The sequence below is a fragment of the Syntrophomonas zehnderi OL-4 genome, assembly GCF_000983115.1.
GTDB classification, from domain to species: domain Bacteria; phylum Bacillota; class Syntrophomonadia; order Syntrophomonadales; family Syntrophomonadaceae; genus Syntrophomonas_B; species Syntrophomonas_B zehnderi.
This window is the reverse complement of sequence record NZ_CGIH01000002.1, coordinates 54,490-73,364: the sequence shown is the minus strand read 5'-3', so window position 1 is coordinate 73,364 and position 18,875 is coordinate 54,490. Positions and strand designations below refer to the sequence as shown.

10 protein-coding genes are annotated in these 18,875 nt (G+C 44.1%); 8 read left to right on the top strand and 2 right to left on the bottom strand.

Translation table 11 applies throughout. The features are described 5' to 3' along the window. Positions 1-545: 545 nt before the first annotated feature. On the bottom strand, positions 546-917 hold the full coding sequence (locus AAV90_RS00365) for a TIGR04086 family membrane protein (RefSeq protein WP_046494628.1): 372 nt from the start codon (positions 915-917) through the stop codon (positions 546-548). A 234-nt stretch (positions 918-1,151) separates the two neighbouring features. Here AAV90_RS00365 and AAV90_RS00360 point away from each other — a divergent pair, with 234 nt between their 5' ends. From AAV90_RS00360 to AAV90_RS00345, 4 genes are all read left to right on the top strand, one after another. After that, positions 1,152-1,796: a ZIP family metal transporter gene (locus AAV90_RS00360; RefSeq protein ID WP_157609447.1), complete on the top strand. Its 645-nt coding sequence runs from the start codon at positions 1,152-1,154 to the stop codon at positions 1,794-1,796. A 129-nt stretch (positions 1,797-1,925) separates the two neighbouring features. After that, positions 1,926-3,629 carry an acyl-CoA dehydrogenase family protein gene (locus AAV90_RS00355; RefSeq protein ID WP_046494626.1) on the top strand — a complete coding sequence of 568 codons (1,704 nt, stop codon included), beginning with the start codon at positions 1,926-1,928 and terminating at the stop codon, positions 3,627-3,629. 125 nt (positions 3,630-3,754) lie between these two features. Beyond that, the gene (locus tag AAV90_RS00350) at positions 3,755-4,198 is read left to right on the top strand and encodes a DMT family transporter (protein ID WP_046494624.1); all 444 of its coding nucleotides are present in this window, start codon (positions 3,755-3,757) and stop codon (positions 4,196-4,198) included. Between the two features lie 279 nt (positions 4,199-4,477). Next, complete coding sequence (locus AAV90_RS00345) at positions 4,478-6,148, top strand: TIGR00341 family protein (protein ID WP_046494622.1); 1,671 nt, start codon at positions 4,478-4,480, stop codon at positions 6,146-6,148. A 375-nt stretch (positions 6,149-6,523) separates the two neighbouring features. Here AAV90_RS00345 and AAV90_RS00340 read toward each other — a convergent pair whose 3' ends face one another. After that, entirely contained in the window at positions 6,524-6,760 is a 237-nt protein-coding gene (locus tag AAV90_RS00340) for a hypothetical protein (protein ID WP_046494620.1), read from the bottom strand. A gap of 235 nt (positions 6,761-6,995) precedes the next feature. Here AAV90_RS00340 and addB point away from each other — a divergent pair, with 235 nt between their 5' ends. Genes addB through AAV90_RS00320 form a run of 4 tightly spaced genes read left to right on the top strand, consistent with a single transcriptional unit; the run spans position 6,996 to position 18,717 of the window. After that, the gene (addB, locus tag AAV90_RS00335) at positions 6,996-10,385 is read left to right on the top strand and encodes a helicase-exonuclease AddAB subunit AddB (protein ID WP_052729494.1); all 3,390 of its coding nucleotides are present in this window, start codon (positions 6,996-6,998) and stop codon (positions 10,383-10,385) included. Beyond that, positions 10,369-13,965 (top strand): helicase-exonuclease AddAB subunit AddA, encoded by a 3,597-nt coding sequence (gene addA, locus AAV90_RS00330; RefSeq protein ID WP_046494616.1) that lies wholly within the window; start codon positions 10,369-10,371, stop codon positions 13,963-13,965. The genes addB and addA overlap by 17 nt, the downstream gene beginning before the upstream one ends. After that, positions 13,962-15,206, top strand: coding sequence for a metallophosphoesterase family protein (locus tag AAV90_RS00325; RefSeq protein WP_046494614.1), 1,245 nt, complete (start codon positions 13,962-13,964; stop codon positions 15,204-15,206). Before addA ends, AAV90_RS00325 begins: the two co-directional genes overlap by 4 nt. Then, positions 15,160-18,717, top strand: a complete 3,558-nt coding sequence (locus AAV90_RS00320) for an SbcC/MukB-like Walker B domain-containing protein (protein WP_207642021.1) — start codon at positions 15,160-15,162, stop codon at positions 18,715-18,717. The genes AAV90_RS00325 and AAV90_RS00320 overlap by 47 nt, the downstream gene beginning before the upstream one ends. Positions 18,718-18,875: the final 158 nt, after the last annotated feature.

Sequence of the window (18,875 nt, the reverse complement as noted above, 5' to 3'; positions counted from 1 at the left end):
AAATCTGAGATTATGAAGGCCAGGTGTGAACATTTATACCAGTTTTTAATCGAAAGAGTAACATTTTATTTCGCCTCTTCATAGTATACGTCAAAAGCATTTAATCTAAGAAGGGGTGAGCATAATGCGTGTTTATTATATTCGTATTCCCGGGTTTATGAGGAATCTTTTACTAAAAATATGGGGATAGAAGGTTAAAGGGCGAGGAATATGTTCATGTCCTCTGCCCCTATAAGATGTCTGCACGCTATCCGGTACAAAAGATGTTTGGGGATGAGAAATGAAGTCTAAAAATCAGAAATATTAATGAGTTATTGAGACTGCCAAAATGCTATGATTGGTAAAGGAGGTTGGAGAAATGCCCAATCCGAGTCTTATTGTGGGCGGGTTGTTTCTCCTGGCAGGATTGCTGCTCCTTTTGCTTAGCTGCTATTAGCTTTTAAGTAGCGGTAAATAATCTGGGCCATAAGATTTGTTAAACGAGCCGGAGACTACCGGCCCGTTTAACAAAATCAGTCGCCTGCATTAGTTCTCAGCGGCAGGGGCTAATTATCACTTAAGCCAATCCCCAGTATGCCTCCAAACACTCCTGCGCCTGCACATATGGCCAGATTTACGAAGAAACTGGTCAGATCAATCGGACTGGCCTGAAAAATAAGCGATGCGATGATAAGAAGTATAAAGTATAAAACGCCCATCGTAATACCACGGATCAAGCCTTTATTTCCGTAAGATTTGCTGGCGTAACATCCCGCATAGAACACTGTGATAACAAGGGTTAGCTTGCCTAAAGGTGCCAGTAGTGTTTCCTGCAAACCAGAATAATATATCACCCCGCCGATGGCTATACATAGTAATGCGCCAAACATAAATGACTTAAACAGCCCTTTTAATTCTATCGGCAATTTATCCCCCAATCGTAACCCCCCTTTTTAAAAACGAGCCAGTCTGCTGTTTACAAAATATGTAAGGCGGTAATAAAATATGCCGCTAATATTAAGTTAAAACCTTGTTTGGCACAGGAATTTTCATTAAAACCACCCCTCACTCATAAAATTGTTATAGATTTCTATTGGGGGAGTGGGCAGTTGGATAATTCATTAATATGGAGTCTGCTGGCAGGGGCATGCACAGCTTTTGGAGCGTTAATTTTGTTTTTTAGGAAAAGCTGGAGCAATAAAAGCCTGGCTTTTTTTTTAGGTCTGGCGGCAGGGGTTATGGTAGCCGTGGTAGTTTTTGACATGCTGCCGTCTGCCCTTGTCTTTGGAAATGTTGCCAAAACTTGCATCGGTTTGGCTCTTGGTATATTAATCATGGTATTTGTTAACAGTTTGCTCTTTAGAGCGATTAATTCTGCTGAAACCCTGATAAGTCTTGGGTATATGATTATGCTGGGAATTGCCCTGCATGATTTGCCGGAAGGGATGGCGATTGCTTTTGGTGATGAAATGAAGTCCAGGACCGGCATGGTTATTGCCCTGGGAATAGGCATACATAATATCCCGGAAGGAATGGCGATTGCAGCCCCCTTATTGATGGGCGGTCTGAAAAAAAACCACATTCTCCTTAAAACTATACTGTTGGGGTTCATAACCCCTTTGGGGACTATAATAGGTAAATATATGGCGAAAGTATTGCCTGACCTATTGCCATTAATGTTAGGTTTGGCTTCGGGTGTCATGGTCTATCTGGTTTGCTTTCAACTTTGGCCTCAGGCAGGTGCTAAAAACAAGGGTAGCCGGTGGTGGGGATTGGCCCTGGGAACGATTATAATCCTGGCGGCTTCATTTTTTTAACTGAGGTTTTGCAAAAAACGCTAATATACTATTAACTATAATTAGACACTATAATTGATAGTTAAATTGAAAATTTAACCATAATTAGATATTATTATAAGTAACAATACGAGGGGAGGTCTTTTGAATATGGTATTATTGAATCCTCATAATTACGAACGGGAACATTTAGATCCTCGGGCGCGGGAAATTATGCTCAAGACGATTGCTTTCTTTGAGAAAAAAGGATTGGCCAGTATAAAAGAAGATGATAAAAACTTTACCTGGTATGAGGACTACATTGACTTCATCGGGAAGGAAGAAATATTTGCCGACTTACTTACTCCGGCGGGTTACGGTCGGGAGGATGCCCGCTGGGATCTGTGGAGGGTGGCAGAATTTAATGAGGTATCCGGATTTTACGCCCTGCATTATCAGTACCTCTATCAGGTGACCATCCTGGGATTGGGCCCTATATTTTTAGGAAATAATGAAGCTATAAAACATAAAGCTGCGGCACTCCTGCGCGAAGGAGCAATTTTTGGATTTGGTCTGTCCGAACGCGACCATGGGAATGACATTTATGCCGATGAAATGACCCTATATCCTAATGGTGATGGGACTTATTTAGCCAAGGGCAATAAATACTATATCGGCAATGGCAATCAGGCGGCACTGCTCTCCGTGTTCGGCAAAATGGCCGATACCGGAGAATATGTGTTTTTCGTGGTTGATCCTCAGCAGCCGCAATATGAATTGGTTAAAAAGATTGATACCCAGGGGGCTCATTGTGCCTATGTTGCTGAATTCAACCTCAATGATTATCCGGTCAGCGAAGGTGATATTGTATCGCGCGGTTCTTTGGCCTGGGATTCCGCCCTAAATACAGTCAATATAGGTAAATGCATGGTGGGGTGGGCCTCCATCGGTGAAGCAACTCATGCCCTCTATGAATGTCTGCATCACACCTGCAACCGGGTGTTATACGGTAAGCCCGTCTATGCGTTCCCGCATGTACGCAGGCTGTTTACTGAATCTTATCTGCGTCTTATAACGATGAAGCTTTATGCCTTAAGGTGTATGGATTATTTCCGCTCGGCTTCGGATGAGGATCGGCGTTATCTGATGTATAATGCGATTCTTAAAATGAAGGTCTGCAGCCAGGGTGATAAAATCTCCCAAATGTTGCTGGATCTCGTTGGTGCCAAAGGCATGGAACAGGACACTTTTATGGAAATGTTTATACGCGATGCGGGCATGATGCCGCGTTTGGAAGGTACTACCCATGTAAATATGGCCCTGGTAAACAAATTTTATCAGTCTTACTTCTTTAATCCGGCGGATTTTGCTCCGATACCCAAACGTAATGATATGGCAGATGACGATTATGTCTTTAAACAAAAAGCCGGCGGTCTTAAAAAGGTACGTTTCGGTGATTACCGTCTTTGTTATGAAGGGATGAATCAGACCAATGTCCTGCTTTTCCGCGAACAGGTGGAGGCTTTAAAGGAATTTTTAGTTAAAAATGCACCTACCGCTGAGCAAGCGTCCAACGTAGATTATATGATCGCCCTGGGAGAACTTCTGGCAGCTACGGCCTATGCGCAGCTTACGCTGGAAAATATTAAGATTTACCACATCGAGGATGAAGTAGTTGAGGAAATATTCGCCTTTATGATTCGTGATTTTGCTGCTTATGCCCTGATGTTTCGTTCAACGTTCGTTCAAAGCCCAGAACAGATAGAGGCGATCAACAAAATGATTATAGATCCATCTCTTAACCCGGAAAGATTTGAAAAAGTATGGACAGAAAAGGTTTTAAGCCTGAAAGATGCTTACGTAATGAGCGAATAGAATTTTTATAGTAAAAACGATCATATGACTGGGGCAGCTCTTAAAACAAGAGCTGCCTTCTGATTTTTATCAGGTATAAATTCCATCCAGCCGATGGACAATAAGGAAAAACGAGGAGAGCAAACATGTCAAAATGGATATTTCTTGGGGTCGCCGCATGTTCAGGAGCTGCCATGGCCCTGCAGGGAACACTCAATACAGCTTTGGGTAAAATAACCGGTATTTGGGAGTCGACCCTGATCGTACATGTCATCGGAGCCATAACTGCGTTTCTGATTATAGTTGCACTGGGCATAGGTTTTAATAGTATAAACAAATTAAGTCAAGCACCTTGGTATGTTTATCTGGGAGGGGTGCTTAACGTCGTTATTATTTATGCGGTTGTACGTAGTATAGGTCAAATCGGAGTAGGAAATGCAACTACGGCTATTATTGTTGCCCAGATAGCAACCGCCTTGTTGATCGATGGCCTGGGAGCATTCGGCATGAAAAAGTATGAGTTCCATTATATTGATCTGTTGGGAATAGCGTTGCTGGCTATCGGGGCTAGAATCCTGTTGCTGGATTAGTAGAAGAATTGACTGGATTATCAGCGGTAGGATAGGGACATTTTCTGAAACGTTAAAGTGGCGGTATATATCGGCAGACAGTAAAAACTGTCTGTCGTTTTTTTATGCGTGCTAATTCTATTGATGTTTTCCAGTTATGCCAGGCTTAAAGGGCGCTCGTCCATCACATCTGGCAGCTCTCTCTTTTACTGAAAAAGATCAATAACTGTCTATAAAAAAAGGAATCCCGGTTTTTATAAGAGAATGTATGAATACCCGGATAAGAGAGGAGCGCGATAATTGTTGGATCAGATGTTAATGAAATTTCGTCGGTTCAGGTTCAAACGCCCTCTTCGCATCGATAAAGAAAACCAGGATCGAATTTACAATAATATATGCACATTATCTCAGCCCAGCTTTTCATTTTATTTAATGGTGATCTTGTCTACAATTATCGCTTCATTCGGGCTTTTGGTAGGAAGCACTGCGGTAGTGATTGGCGCCATGCTGGTAGCACCACTAATGGGCCCCATTTTTGGGATTGGGCTGGGTCTGTCCAACGGTGATCAACACTTAATAAAAAATGCAGTAATTTCGGAAATTGCTGGCATTATCCTGGCAGTGACCATTGCTGTATTAATTGGTCTTATCCCGATTAGGTTGGGATTAAGTCCAGAAATCCTATCCCGAACCCAGCCTACCATATATGATATTTTAATCGCCCTATTTTCAGGGTTTGCCGGTGCATATGCCATGGTAGATGATAAAATTGGCTCTGCATTACCCGGAGTGGCAATCGCCACTGCCCTGGTTCCTCCTTTAGCTAGTTGCGGAATATGTTTGGCTTTGCAACAATGGAGCCTGGCAGGAGGCGCTTTCTTGTTATTTTTTGTTAATTTCCTGGCCATCGAGTTGGCTGCTTCTATCGTATACTGGGTATACGGACTGGCTAAACCCGAAAAAGAAATTACCACGCTTAGCGCTTTTATGCATCGCTTTTGGCTGAGCATGGTTATTCTCGTTTTTGTAGCCATTTTTATGACCAAGAGTCTGCAGCAGATTGCGGCCAGCCGTGCTTTATCAGAATCTCTGCAAAAAACGATTACAACCCAAGTAGCAGCATATACAGGTGCCCGGGTAGCAGATATTCGTTATCAATATGAAGATGACAAACTGCAGGTTATGGCAGAGGTACTAACCCCTCAGGAAATTGACGCTAAGCAGGTTGCCCGGATCGAAAAGACCCTGCAGACGAAAGTGGATCCTGCTATTCAACTAATTGTTCGCTCCATGATTTCACGCGACTACGACCGTAGCGGTTATGTATTTATTTCCGAAGATGAAAAAGCCCGTCGTTTTCTACAAAACAAACAAAACGTATTTATCTCCAAAGCCTCCGGTATCCTGAAAGAAGGGCTGCAATTATATCCCGGTAGCAACCTGGTCGATATACAAAACGTAGTAGAAAAAGGGGTAAATAATCTATATGCAGTCATTCGAACGCCAAATGTTATTTCTCCCGAACAGGTTGCAGTTTTGGAAGAACAACTTTTCGAAAAATTAAAGGTACCAATCCATCTTACGGTTCGGTCGGTTCTAACCCGTGATGTAGATGCTGCCCGCTATCTCTATGATGAAAAATACGTCGGCAGTCAGCTGAGCGGAGAGGAACTACGATTTCACACGCAGTTGGAGAAAACCTTGTCGGAAGAATTGAAAACCTACGAGCCAGCTGCCAACCTTCTGGAATTCAATTATGCCAGAAAAGGTAATGTCTTCTTGGTAGCTGCTAAAATACGAACGCCGGTAGTATTTGGGCCAGAGCAAGTGAAACAGGTGGAAAAAGGCCTGCGAAAGAAAATTGAACCCAGCACCCAACTTATTGTACGTTCTGTGTTGGGAGCCGATGCTACCTCGGAATGGTATCTGGGCGAATATGACGATGCCTTGTTGGATAAGGTTACCAACTAAAATCTGCCCATAACACATAAAGGATACGTATTAATTGGTGAAGTATCAACTATTTAGGAAGGAAACTGATTTATGATATTAGTAACCGTACTGACCCGCAAGAGCGAACCCCAAATTTGGTCTGATACAAAAAAATAGGGAAAATACACCTAACGAGTCTGCCCAAGAACTGCATAAATATATTAGCGATGCTGGGTGGCCGCAGCGCGGTTTTTTCCCATAGGACATAGAGTTTTGCATTTGGGGTTTTAATACTATCGTTACGTCAGCTTGATTTTTTCTCGATTCCTGGAGAGAGCTTCCGGAGTTCGCGCAAGGTGATTAAAACAGTCCGAACAATTATAGGATTGCCGAATTAACCAGTGTTATCCATGTCTAAAAGACCCAGGGAATTTTGATGAGAATAACAATTATGCCGACAAATGCCAATAAGATGCCGATTAGAGCGCTCCAAAAAGGTACCGGCAAAAGCCTGATGGCCAGATCTAGATAATAACTAACCAGATCCTCTTGCTTTACCAAACTGAGAGTGCTGGCTGCCCTGTGGTAGTGAATCCAGGCATAAAAGAACATTAATAACCCCACTACCAGAATTACCAATCCAGTGATCATTTGAATTCCTCTCCCTTAATGTTTGCACCTTTTTATCACATCTTGTCCCCAACAAACCAATTGTATCGTAAAATGGTAAGACAGGCAAAAGAATATCCAGTTGATTAAACCGTTTAAACCCGTTTTCGGCAGTGTTGGGCGCAAAATTTATAGCTTGGTGGGAAAAAAAAGATGTGTTAAAATAAAGCGAACAAATGTTTGCAAGCCAGACTGATTCGTTTAAAGAGGTGAGATCGTGATTAGATATATTTTGGGCCGGGCGGCAACGGGTAAGAGCCGCCGTGCCATAGAGGAAATCGGGGCGGATTTAAAGCAGGGCGGCGATTACCCGTTGATTTTATTTGTTCCGGAACAATATACGTTGCAGGCCGAAAGGGATTTGATTGAGCAGTTGCAGCTGCCTGGGATTATGCGAGTTGAAGTACTTAGCTTTAACCGTCTGGCATATCGGATTTTGGCTGAGGCAGGCGGCAGAACACGGGTTTTGATTAACGAACAAGGCAAGAACATGATCATAAAAAAAACCTTAAACCAGGCACATAAAGACCTGTGCATATATAAGAATGCGAGCAAACAGGAAGGATTCGTGGAACATCTTAGTCAATTATTTTCCGAATTAAAACAATATGATCTTACCCCGGAATTATTGAAATCCAGCCAACTGGAAATGGAAGCCGGACCTCAGCGACAAAAACTACAGGATGTGACCCTCATATATGAAGCATTCATTAACTATATGGAAGGGCATTACCTAGACCTGGAAGATCAATTTAATCTTTTGATAGATAAAATGGAAAAATCATCTTTCATTAAGGGTGCCCGGGTATGGTTGGATGGTTTTACAGGCTTCACCCCGCAAAACCGCAGAATTCTGGAAAAAATAATGACTCTGGCCCGGGATACGACTTTTTGTCTGACTATAGACCCTAAGTCCGGCCGGGATCAGGAGCTGTTCAAGCCTTACCGGCGCTGCTATGAGCAGATTCATGAAATTGCCGTTGGCAACGGCCTGCCGGAAGAAACCGTTACGACTCAGGGTGACAAGCTATCCGTTCCACTCCGCCATCTCACCCGGGAGCTCTACGCCTTCCCTTGGGATACTTATGAAGATCCGGTTAATAACATAAAGGTTTTTGCGGCCAAAAATATTTACAGCGAAGTAGAACACATCGCCTCTCTTATCGTTGAACTAGCCAGGGAACAGGACTATCGTTGGCGAGATATGGCAGTTCTATGCAATGATTTGGATAGTTACGGCTCGGTCGTCAGAAGGGTTTTCTATGAATATAGAATACCTTATTTTATGGACGAGAAACGTCCGCTGGATAACAACCCTATTATTAAACTGATTCTTGCTTCGCTGGGGGTTATTAACCGCGGCTATCGTCAGGAAGATATATTCCTGTTGTTAAAAACCGGTTTTACCGATTTGAATCCAGAAGAATGCGAGGAAATGGAAAACTATATGCTGGCCTATGGGATACAAGGCAGGTTGTGCCAGGAAAACTTCACCCGCGGTCAAAATGAGCTGGGGACACCGGCTCTGGAAATGTTGAACCAGTACCGGGAACGGTTGTTTGCACCTTTACAAAAACTGGCCCATGAGACAGCGGGGAAAAAAACTGGTCGGGATATCAGCCGGGCAATGTATAAGTACCTGCAGGTACTGGACATAGAAAACAAACTGTTAAACTGGATAGAGGAGCTTCGCAATCAGGGTTTGTACGAGTATGCTCATGAAAATGCCCAGGTATTAAAAATCGTCATGGAAACGTTTGATCAGCTGGTTGAAATTCTGGGTGAAAATGAACTAAATCTAAAAGAGTATGCCGGATTACTGGCCACCGGCTACCAGGCCTTTGATGTCGGTATTATACCTACTACTGTAGACCAGGTAATGATCGGTGATCTGAAACGCTCCAAAAACCGTAACCTCAAAGCACTTTTCGTAATGGGGGTTAATGACGGAATAATTCCAGCCGGAAAAAGCGCTGCCGGAATTTTTACAGAGGAAGATAAAGATTTTTTTAAAAACCATGGATTGGATTGGGGTATAAATAAGGAAATGATAGCCGAGGAGGAAAGTCTGGCTATATATGAGGCCTTTAGCAAACCTCAAAATTATTTATACCTTACTTATGCGATCGCTGACCAGGAAGGCAAAGCGATGCGGCCTTCGATGCTAATTAACCGTCTGCACAGCATATTCCCCACTCTCCAAATACAAAGCGATCTTATCAAGAGTTTGGAGCTTGAAATGGAACACATTGCTACAGCTGACAGCAGTTTTAAATATCTTGTCGAAAACCTGCGCCTGTATTTGGACGGGGAAGAAATTGAAGATCTGTGGTGGGATGTCTATGGATGGTATTTTCACAACCAATCCTGGGATGAACGCCGTCAGGCAGTCCTAGAGGCTCTGTTTTACCAGAATCAGTGTGCTGATTTAGATTCCCGCACCGCAGTAAATCTATATAAAAGTCCCTTTCGTGCCAGCGTATCCCGCCTGGAGCAGTTTGCGGCATGTCCCTTTGCCCATTTTATTCGTTATGGGCTAAGACCCCAGGAGAGAAAAACCTTTGCCGTTGGCGCCCCCGATATCGGAGTAGTGCTCCATGAGGGGATGTATGGTTTTGCCGCCGCTTTGAACGAACAAGGTTTAAATTGGCGGGATCTAAATCAGGATGATTGCGAAGCAGTTATGGAAAAGGTTTTGGAACAGAAGCTGCCGCAACATAATAACGGGATATTAACGAGCAGTTTCAGATATCGTTACTTGGCCAAAAGGCTGAAAAGAATTAGCCATCGAGCCGTATGGACTCTCACAGAACATATTAAAAATGGGGATTTTGAGCCTTTACTCTATGAAGCCGGTTTTGGTTTTGGCAATATTCTGCCGCCCCTTAAGATTGTACTGAGCGATGGCCAGCATATTTACCTGGAAGGCCGGATAGATCGGATAGATGTTTTAAAAGGAGAGGAAATCGATTATATAAAGATCATTGATTATAAAAGCGGGGAAAAACAATTCAGCCTGTCTGATCTGTATTTCGGTCTTAATCTGCAACTGATTGTATATCTGCTCGCGGTGATGAAACAGACTGACAGCGACCTCAAGCCCCGTAGACCGGCAGGTCTGTTTTATTTCAAAATTGATGATCCGTTAATATCTGTTACCGACAATGATCTTAGCAATATTGAGGAAAAAATCCGCAAAGCTTTGAAGATGAAAGGTTTGGCTTTAAAAGATATATCCATCGTGCGTTCTATGGACAACGCCCTGCAGGGCAACTCTGAATTTCTGCCCCTGGGGATCAAACAAAACGATGAGTTTACCGCCAACTCTTCCGTTCTGGAAGAACAGGAATTTGAACTGCTGATAGATTACATAAATGATCTGCTCAAGGAACTAGGGGATGAAATGCTAAGGGGCAAGATCGCCATTGAGCCAGCTAAAAAGGATAAGTGGAAGGCTTGTGACAACTGTATTTACCATGCTGTATGTCAATTTGACAAGCTGTTTGCCGGTAATCAATTTAAAAACATGGCCGGTTTGCAGGATACTGAAGTAATGACTAAAATACGCGAGCATCGAGGGAGGAAAGCTGATGAATCGTTGGACTAAAGAGCAGAGTCAAGCCATTCAGGCACGCAACAGCAATCTCCTGGTAGCTGCTGCCGCCGGGTCGGGGAAAACTGCGGTTTTAGTGGAAAGAATTATTCAAATCATAATTTCTGACAAGGTCGACATTGATCGACTGCTGATCGTTACGTTTACCAATGCGGCGGCCGGAGAAATGCGGGATAGAATTAGCGCGGCGATTGCAGCTCAATTAAATGAGCAGCATAATGATGATACTTCCTTTCTAAGAAGGCAGATGCAGTTGCTCAATCGTGCTTCCATCAGCACCCTGCATGCTTTCTGTACCGAGTTGGTGCGGGAACATTTTCACCTTCTGGACATAGACCCAAAATTCCGTATCGGCGATACGGCCGAATGTGAATTGTTGCGTCTGGAGGCCGTTGAGGAAATCATGGAAGAAGCCTATGCCGAGGAAAATGAAGCCTTTTTGGGGTTGGCGGAACGTTTTGCCGTCTCCAAATATGATACTCCGGTGGAGAACCTTATTTTGAGAACCCATGATTTTATTCAGAGTCAGCCGGATTCCAGGGAATGGTTGATTGCCCAAGTCGAAGCATTTAACCTGGACGGAAATAAACTGGAGGCCAGTAACTGGTTTGAGTATCTGAATCGGGATATACGGATGCAACTGGCCGGGGCCAGGGAGCTGTTTGCCCAGGCTCTCCTTCTTATTAACCAGGACAACGGATTGGATGGATACCGGGCAGCTATTGAGGCTGATCTGCTTTTGACTGAAGATTTGGAAAACTGCCGTCAAAAGGGTTTTGCTTGCCTTTATGATAGATTGCAAACAGCCAGTCATCAGCGATTAGGGCGGGCAGCCAAGGATTGTGACCCTCAATTACAGAATCAGGTAAAGGCACTGCGCGATGAGGGGAAGAAAATTATCCAATCCATCCAAACCAGCTCCTTAGGCAGAAACTTGGACGATTATGCCTCAGATCTAGTGGAACTCCACCCTTATATGCAAGCATTGGTCGATCTGGTGGATAGATTTGGGCAACGTTACCAGGAAAAAAAAGCCGACAAGGGTATGCTGGATTTTAATGACTTGGAACACTTTGCCCTGCACATACTGTCCTATCCAGAAGTGGCAGAAGCTTACCGTTCCAAATATGTTTATATCTTTGTGGATGAGTACCAGGACAGTAACCTGGTTCAGGAAGCCCTGCTGAATTATATAAAAAGAGATGACAACCTCTTTATGGTCGGGGATGTCAAGCAAAGCATATATCGTTTTCGTCTGGCGGATCCTACTTTGTTTATAGCCAAATATGAAAATTTTGGATCAGAAGAAACCGATTTGAACCGGCGCATAGACCTGGGTATGAACTTTCGCAGCCGGGCCGAGATTATTCATGGGGTAAACTATATTTTCGGTCAGATTATGTCCCCGGAACTGGGTGAGATAGAATATGATGAGCGAGCCTGCCTGAATTATGGGGCTTCCATGCAAGAATCTGAGGATGCCAGTATAGAAGTCCTCCTGATAGAAAAAGATCCGGATCTGCTGGAGTTTGACGAAGACGCAGACGATATAAACGATATCGAAGTGGAGGCAAGTTTCGCCGCTCGCCGAATAAAAGAACTTCTGGGGCAGCCCATCTATGATCCCCGACTAGCGGCTGTACGTCCAGTTGATTATAGAGATATTGTCATACTCATGCGTTCTACTATTGATCGCTCCGCTGTTTATCTGGAGATCCTATCCCGACAGGGCATACCTGTGTATGCCGATGTAAACAGGGGATATTTTGAGGCCTTGGAAGTAGAGATTTTTTTAAACCTCCTGCGCCTAGTTGATAATAAAAGACAGGATATTCCGTTGCTCAGTGTTATGCGCTCGCCCCTGGGACGGTTTAATGCCGAGGATTTGCTGGCTATCCGCTTAAATAGCCAAGCACCTGCTTTTTATGAAGCAACCGCAGAATATATGGCTACCCATGATGATGAATTACAGTCCAAACTCCGGCAGTTTATGAATCAACTGGATTTATGGAAGGATAAATCCCGCTATATGCCCATAGAGGAACTGATCTGGGAAATAATGTTTAAAACCGGATACTACCATTATGTCGGAGCCATGCCGGGTGGCCTGCAGCGTCAAGCCAACCTGCGCATCCTGTTTGATCGCGCCCGGCAGTTTCAGGAAACGTCTTTAAAAGGTCTGTATAATTTCATCAGGTTTGTCGACAAACTTAAATCCAGCAGCGGTGATATGGACATGGCACGCATACTCGGTGAAAATGATAATGTGGTGCGCATTATGAGTATACATAAAAGTAAAGGGCTGGAATTTCCAATCGTCATCTTGGCCGGTATGGGAAAACAGTTTAACTTCAGTGATACGAGCGCCCCGGTCTTATTTCACAAAACCCTGGGTATTGGTCCACGATACATAGATCCTACCGCCCGGATCAGCAGAGATACACTGCCGCGCCTGGCTATGAAAAGCCGTATTAAGATGGAAAATCTGTCTGAAGAAATGAGAATTCTGTATGTGGCCTGTACCCGACCTGTCAACAAGCTTATTATGTTAGCTTCCCTTAAGGACATACCCCGGCAGGCCGTCAAGTGGAATCAAGCCCTGGAGCCTTTTAATCTGAGCAAGGCACGCAATTTCATGGATTGGATTGGCCCGGTAGTGATGCGTCATCCAGATGGGGAAATCCTGCGCGATTTAATCAACTTGGAAACGGACAGCTACGAGATTAATCCAGATGAATCCTGCTGGCGTGTGGAAATACTTAGCCCAGCTCTGCTTAACAGACAGGTCGAAATTTTAAAAGATCATCAAATAAATATGTTAAACCGGATGCAGTTTTTTAATCGCCAGGAAACTTCTGCCTTTAAAGAAGTAATTGATACCAGGCTTGCCTGGCATTATCCATATCAGGACGCCGTTAAAATACCGTCCAAGCTATCGGTCAGCTCTGTGAAAAAACTGCAGACCGGAAATTTGGAGGCCGATTTATACGAACCGCCTGCATATATAAATCCCCCGGAGTTTATGAACGATACTGGTGATAACATGAAAAAATCAGGGCTGACCGGTGCAGAGCGGGGAACTGCCATGCATTTTGTGATGCAGCATCTGGATTTAACCAAGGTTTCCAGCCGTGATGAAATTGAAGAACAGCTGCAGGAGATGCTGCAAAATGAATTGCTGGATGAGGAAGAGATTAATTCGATCCAGATCGGCAAAATCCTGCGTTTTTTCCGATCCAAATTGGGGCAGCGCCTCTTAAATGCCTCCCAAGTATTTCGGGAAGTCCCCTTTAATCTGGTATATAAAGCCCATGAACTTCTGCCGGAAATAGAAGATTTAAAAGAAGAACTGCTCATCCAGGGCGTTATTGACCTGTATTTTAGAGAAGGTGATGATCTGGTTTTGGTTGATTACAAGACTGATTATATCAGTGCCCAAAACCGGGCAGAACTCATTCAGGAATACAGTGTTCAGGTACAGCTGTATCAAACTGCACTGGAAAAAATCCTTAATCAAAATGTCAAAGAGAGCTATCTATACCTGTTTCATACGGAGGAAATAGTGAAAATATGAGAATCTTACATACGTCTGATTGGCACCTGGGCAAAACCCTGGAGGGTTGCAGCCGTTTGCAGGAACAGGAACAATTCCTGGAAGAACTGCTTGAAATTTCTGAGCGCCGGTCTGTAGATATAATCCTTATAGCGGGTGATGTTTTTGACAGCCCCAATCCTTCGGCAGCAGCCGAGAGTCTGTTTTATCAAACCCTTAAAAGCTTGGCTAAACAAGGACGGGCTATAGTTGTTATAGCAGGCAATCACGATAATCCCGAGCGTCTGATGGCAGCAGCGCCTCTGGCCAGGGAGCACGGCGTGATCCTGCTGGGGATGCCTAAAACAGTGGCGCAATGCGGAAAATATAACGGTTTTGAGGTTTATGAAGCCGGATCGGGATATCTGAAGTTAGCCATACGAAATGAAAAGGTGGTTATCCTGAGTCTCCCTTATCCCAGTGAAAAGCGCCTCAATGAAATACTTTCGGGGCAGGATGATGAAAACCTGTCCCAGAAGGCATATTCTGACCGGATTGGGGAAATATTTGCGCATTTATCGCAGCAATATGAGGCTGATTCGATTAATCTGGCCGTCTCTCACCTCTATGTCAATGGCGGTCTGGAAAGTGATTCTGAACGCCGCATCCAGTTGGGAGGAGGCTTGGCAGTCGATGCTGCCATGCTGCCCAGAGCCCAGTATGTTGCCCTGGGACACCTGCATCGACCCCAAAAGGTAAGCGGGGCTGGTGTCCCTGCTTACTACAGCGGTTCCCCGCTGCAGTACAGCCGGAGTGAAGTGGGCTACAGCAAGGCCGTGTTTCTGGTTGAAGCAGTACCGGAACAACCGGCTCAAGTCGAGGAGATATGGCTGCACAATTATAAACCTATTGAGGTCTGGGAATGTAACAGTATCGAGATGGCCATTGAAAAATGCCGACAAGAGCAAGCCGCCAGCAGTTGGGTCTATATAGATATTTATACGGAGCGGGTCTTAACCCAGGCAGAAATAAAAGAAATGAAGAGCCTGCGTCAGGATATCGTACAGATACGCCCGATTCTAAACAGCCGGGATGAATGTCTGGCTCACAACCCAAGTGATTTTAGAGAACTTAACCTGGAAGAGTTGTTCAAAAGTTTTTATAGATTCCAAAAACAAGGAGCCGCCCCCCCAGCTGAGCTGACAAAACTGTTTCTTTATGTTATGGAAGGGGGGGATGAGCAGGATGAAGCCGCTGCTACTGAAGATCAAGGGCTTGAATAGTTTTATAGAAGAACAGCATATAGATTTTAATCGTCTGAGTGAAGGTGGATTATTCGGTATTTTTGGGCCGACCGGGAGTGGAAAATCAACCATCCTGGATGGTATCACCTTGGCGCTTTATGGTAAGATTCCTAGGGCTGGAGGACAGCTTAACGGCATTGTCAACACACAGACCGATACGGCGCAGGTGATATTTAAATTTGGCTTGGGAGCAAGCGGGCAATACAGTATTTATCAAGTGCAAAGAACCTATAAACGTACCTTCAACAGCAAAACTGGCCATGAAAGGGTTAGTACCAAAGCAGCCAGCCTCTATGATTTAAGTGAACCCGATAACCCCAAGGTTTTATATGAAGGGCAACGCGAGGTCAATGCCGGAATAGAAGAACTAATCGGTTTAAATGCGGAGGATTTTACCCGTTCGGTAGTATTACCGCAGGGAAGTTTCAGCGAATTCCTGCAAATGACGGGAGGCGACCGGGGGCAAATGCTGGAACGCATTTTTGCCCTCGAAGAATACGGAGAAAAAATGTCGGCGCGCATCAAGCGTTTGAAAGATAGCCAATATCTACAAGTAGCGCAGATGGAAAGCCTGCTGAGCGCTTATGCAGATGTAAGCGAGGATACCATGACTGAACAAAGATCCCAATTGGAACGGTTGAAAGCGGATTGTCTGCTGACTGAATATCTATGGCGGGATGTGGAAGCTAAATTTCAGAAATACAAACTCATTTGGGAGTGGCAGGAGGAATTAGAAACCTATAGGCAACAAGCTGATGAATTAAATTTGCAGAAGGAAAAAATAAATGAATGGCAGGCGCAAATTGACCGGGCTGAGCAAGCCGCTCAAATAAAACCTCTCCTAAACCGCCTGGAACAAAGGGAATTTGAAGCAGCAGAACGGAATAAAAAACTGCTGGTTTTAAACAGGCAAGTCACTGAACTTGATGAACAGCTTATGAACACCCGCCAAGACTGGGAAAAAGCCTGCCAAAAAAGAGATCTGGAAGTACCCCGCGGCCGGGAGAAAATCCTGCAGCTAAAAAGAGGTATAAAAATAGCCGAAGAAATTAAGCAAATCCAAAATGAATATGATGAGCTGCGCAGGCAATACCAGACATTCAGCCAAACGTTAACAGAACTTAAAAAAGACCTGGAACAAAAACAAAACGAGATAACCGCTCGATTGGAATTAAGCAACGGCTGCCGCAAAAAGCTGGAAGAACTAAAAATATCCCCCCACATAAGGGAAAAATTAAATCATGCCTATGAAGAAGAACGCCAACTGCAGCAGGAGTCAAGGAAGCAAGAAGAGTTGCAGCAATATATCAACCAGCTAAATACAGGCTTGCGGGCTGGTCAGCTAAAAATAAAAACCCTGACTGAACAACACCAACTAAAAAAAGCCGTTTTGGATGAATTATTTGTTAAAAAGCGGAACCTGGAGGAAAACTGTCCAGGTTGTCAAGAAGATTTGCTCAACTGGCAGCAGAAAAATAACCAGTTGCAGCAAGAGATCGATACATTAGCTGCCTGGCAACAGGAAAAAAAGACGCTTCAGGAATCCTTGGCCAAGCTATATGCAAAAAAAACATCCTTAAGTGAACGGTTTAGCCAAGAACAGGGAGAGCTTAAAAGCCAAGAAACACTGCGCCAGGAATATCAACAGCTAATTGGCCAGAATCGGGAAAAAAATTTGGCTGCGGTGCTGGCCAAAAAACTATGTCCCGGTGAAGCTTGTCCAGTTTGTGGTTCAACCAGTCATCCGGCGCCTGTTCAGGCCGATGAGGGACGTGAAATGGAGGCTCTTACCCAAAAACATCTGCTCTTAGATAAACAAGTGGCGGAACAGCAGGCCCTGGTTCGCCAGATTGAGCTTGAATTACGGGATTTATCAGCTAAAGTTGTCTACCAGGAACAAACCCTCGCCGCCCTGGATGAAAGGATTGACGGTCGCCAACTTGCTGATTTGCAGGTACAGGCTCAAAAAAACCTTGACTATTTTAGAGAATTGAAATCTGCCATAAACTCCTGGGAAAATCAGCAAAAGAATACGGATGACCAAATAAACGAATTAAAAGACCAGCTATCCAGGTGGAATACAGAAGTCGCTGCACTTAAGACCGCTCAACAAAAAGATTGCGAAAATCTGGCAAAACAAGAGTCCCTGCAAGAACAGAGTCGGCTAAGATTACAAACCAGTCAGGAACGCCTTAACTTGCTTTGCACAGAACTGGGCATACAACAGGCGGAGGAAGAATATCTCCAGGTGCTGCAAAATGACCGCCAGGCAGAAAACCTGGAAAGCCAGCTAAAGGTTCAGCAAACCGAACTTAGCCGCTTGGAAACTGAAAGGTTATCTTTGCAGGAAGAAGTCAATAGATTGGATCTGAGCAGAACTGAGATTACCACTCGCGGTCAGGAAAAAAATCAGCTTCTCAAACAACTGCAGGCTGAGCTTAAGACCATATGCGGTGAGGAAGATCCCAAGACCGCATTGGCTGACCAGGAGAAGATAATCACCGACATTGAAAATAACTATCAGAAAATAAACAGCAGTTTTGAGTATCAAAAAGAGCTGTATACCGAGCTTAAGCAGCAACATTCCAACCTTAAAGGAGACCTAAGGTCGCTTCGCAAAGTGCTAGAGCAGGAACGTATTGAATTTGAGCAGGCCTTAAGCCAAAATGGTTTTGCTGACCGGGTTGAATTGTCCAAATTTTATAGAGACGAATATGCAATTAATCAACTGCGCCAATCAGTACAGGAATATAATGCTGATCTGGCACTTAATGTCGCCCATATTCAAAGAATAGAACAAAAACTGAGCGGATTTAGTATAAGTACAGAAGATTGGCAAAAACTTCAGTTAAGACGAGAGGAACTGCAGGGAAGGCGAGAGGATTTAAAAAACCGGCTCATTTTGCAAGAAGCAACTTATAATGAAGCTGAAAAAAGATGGTCTGTCCGGCAGGAACTGCACCGAAAAAAGGATGACCTTGACCATGAATATGGTTTGATAACGGATTTGGAAAATATATTTAAAGGCAAAAGATTTATAGAATATATTGCCCGCATCCAGCTTGACTATATCTCCCGGGAAGCCTCGGTTAAACTCAAGGATATTACCCGCGGACGCTATGCCCTGGAACTCAGTGCCGAGGGTAATTTTATTGTGCGGGATGATTACAATGGGGGAGTAAGAAGGGCCACCCATACCCTCTCCGGCGGAGAAACCTTTTTAACCTCATTGGCCTTGGCCCTGGCATTATCTTCCCATATCCAGATGGGACGGGCCTCCTTGGAGTTTTTCTTCCTGGATGAAGGTTTTGGTACCTTGGATGCAGAAACCTTAGAAATCGTAGTTGATGCCTTGGAAAACCTGCGTTCAGAAAAACTGACCGTAGGGGTTATCAGTCACGTGGAAGAATTAAAACAAAGGGTCGCCCGAAGGCTAATCGTTACCCAGGCCGTTCCCGGGGTCAGCGGCAGTACCGTATTTATTGAATAACGTCTTTTTTTACTCTGAATACAGTTAATTACTCAGATTAAATTATAACTTTTTGCCCCTATTTTATTTTTTCTAAAAACTGATGTTTTTTTGCTTTTACTTTTACATAAAACATGGTATTATCATAAAGGCATTTTATTTTGATAATCAAAATAAAG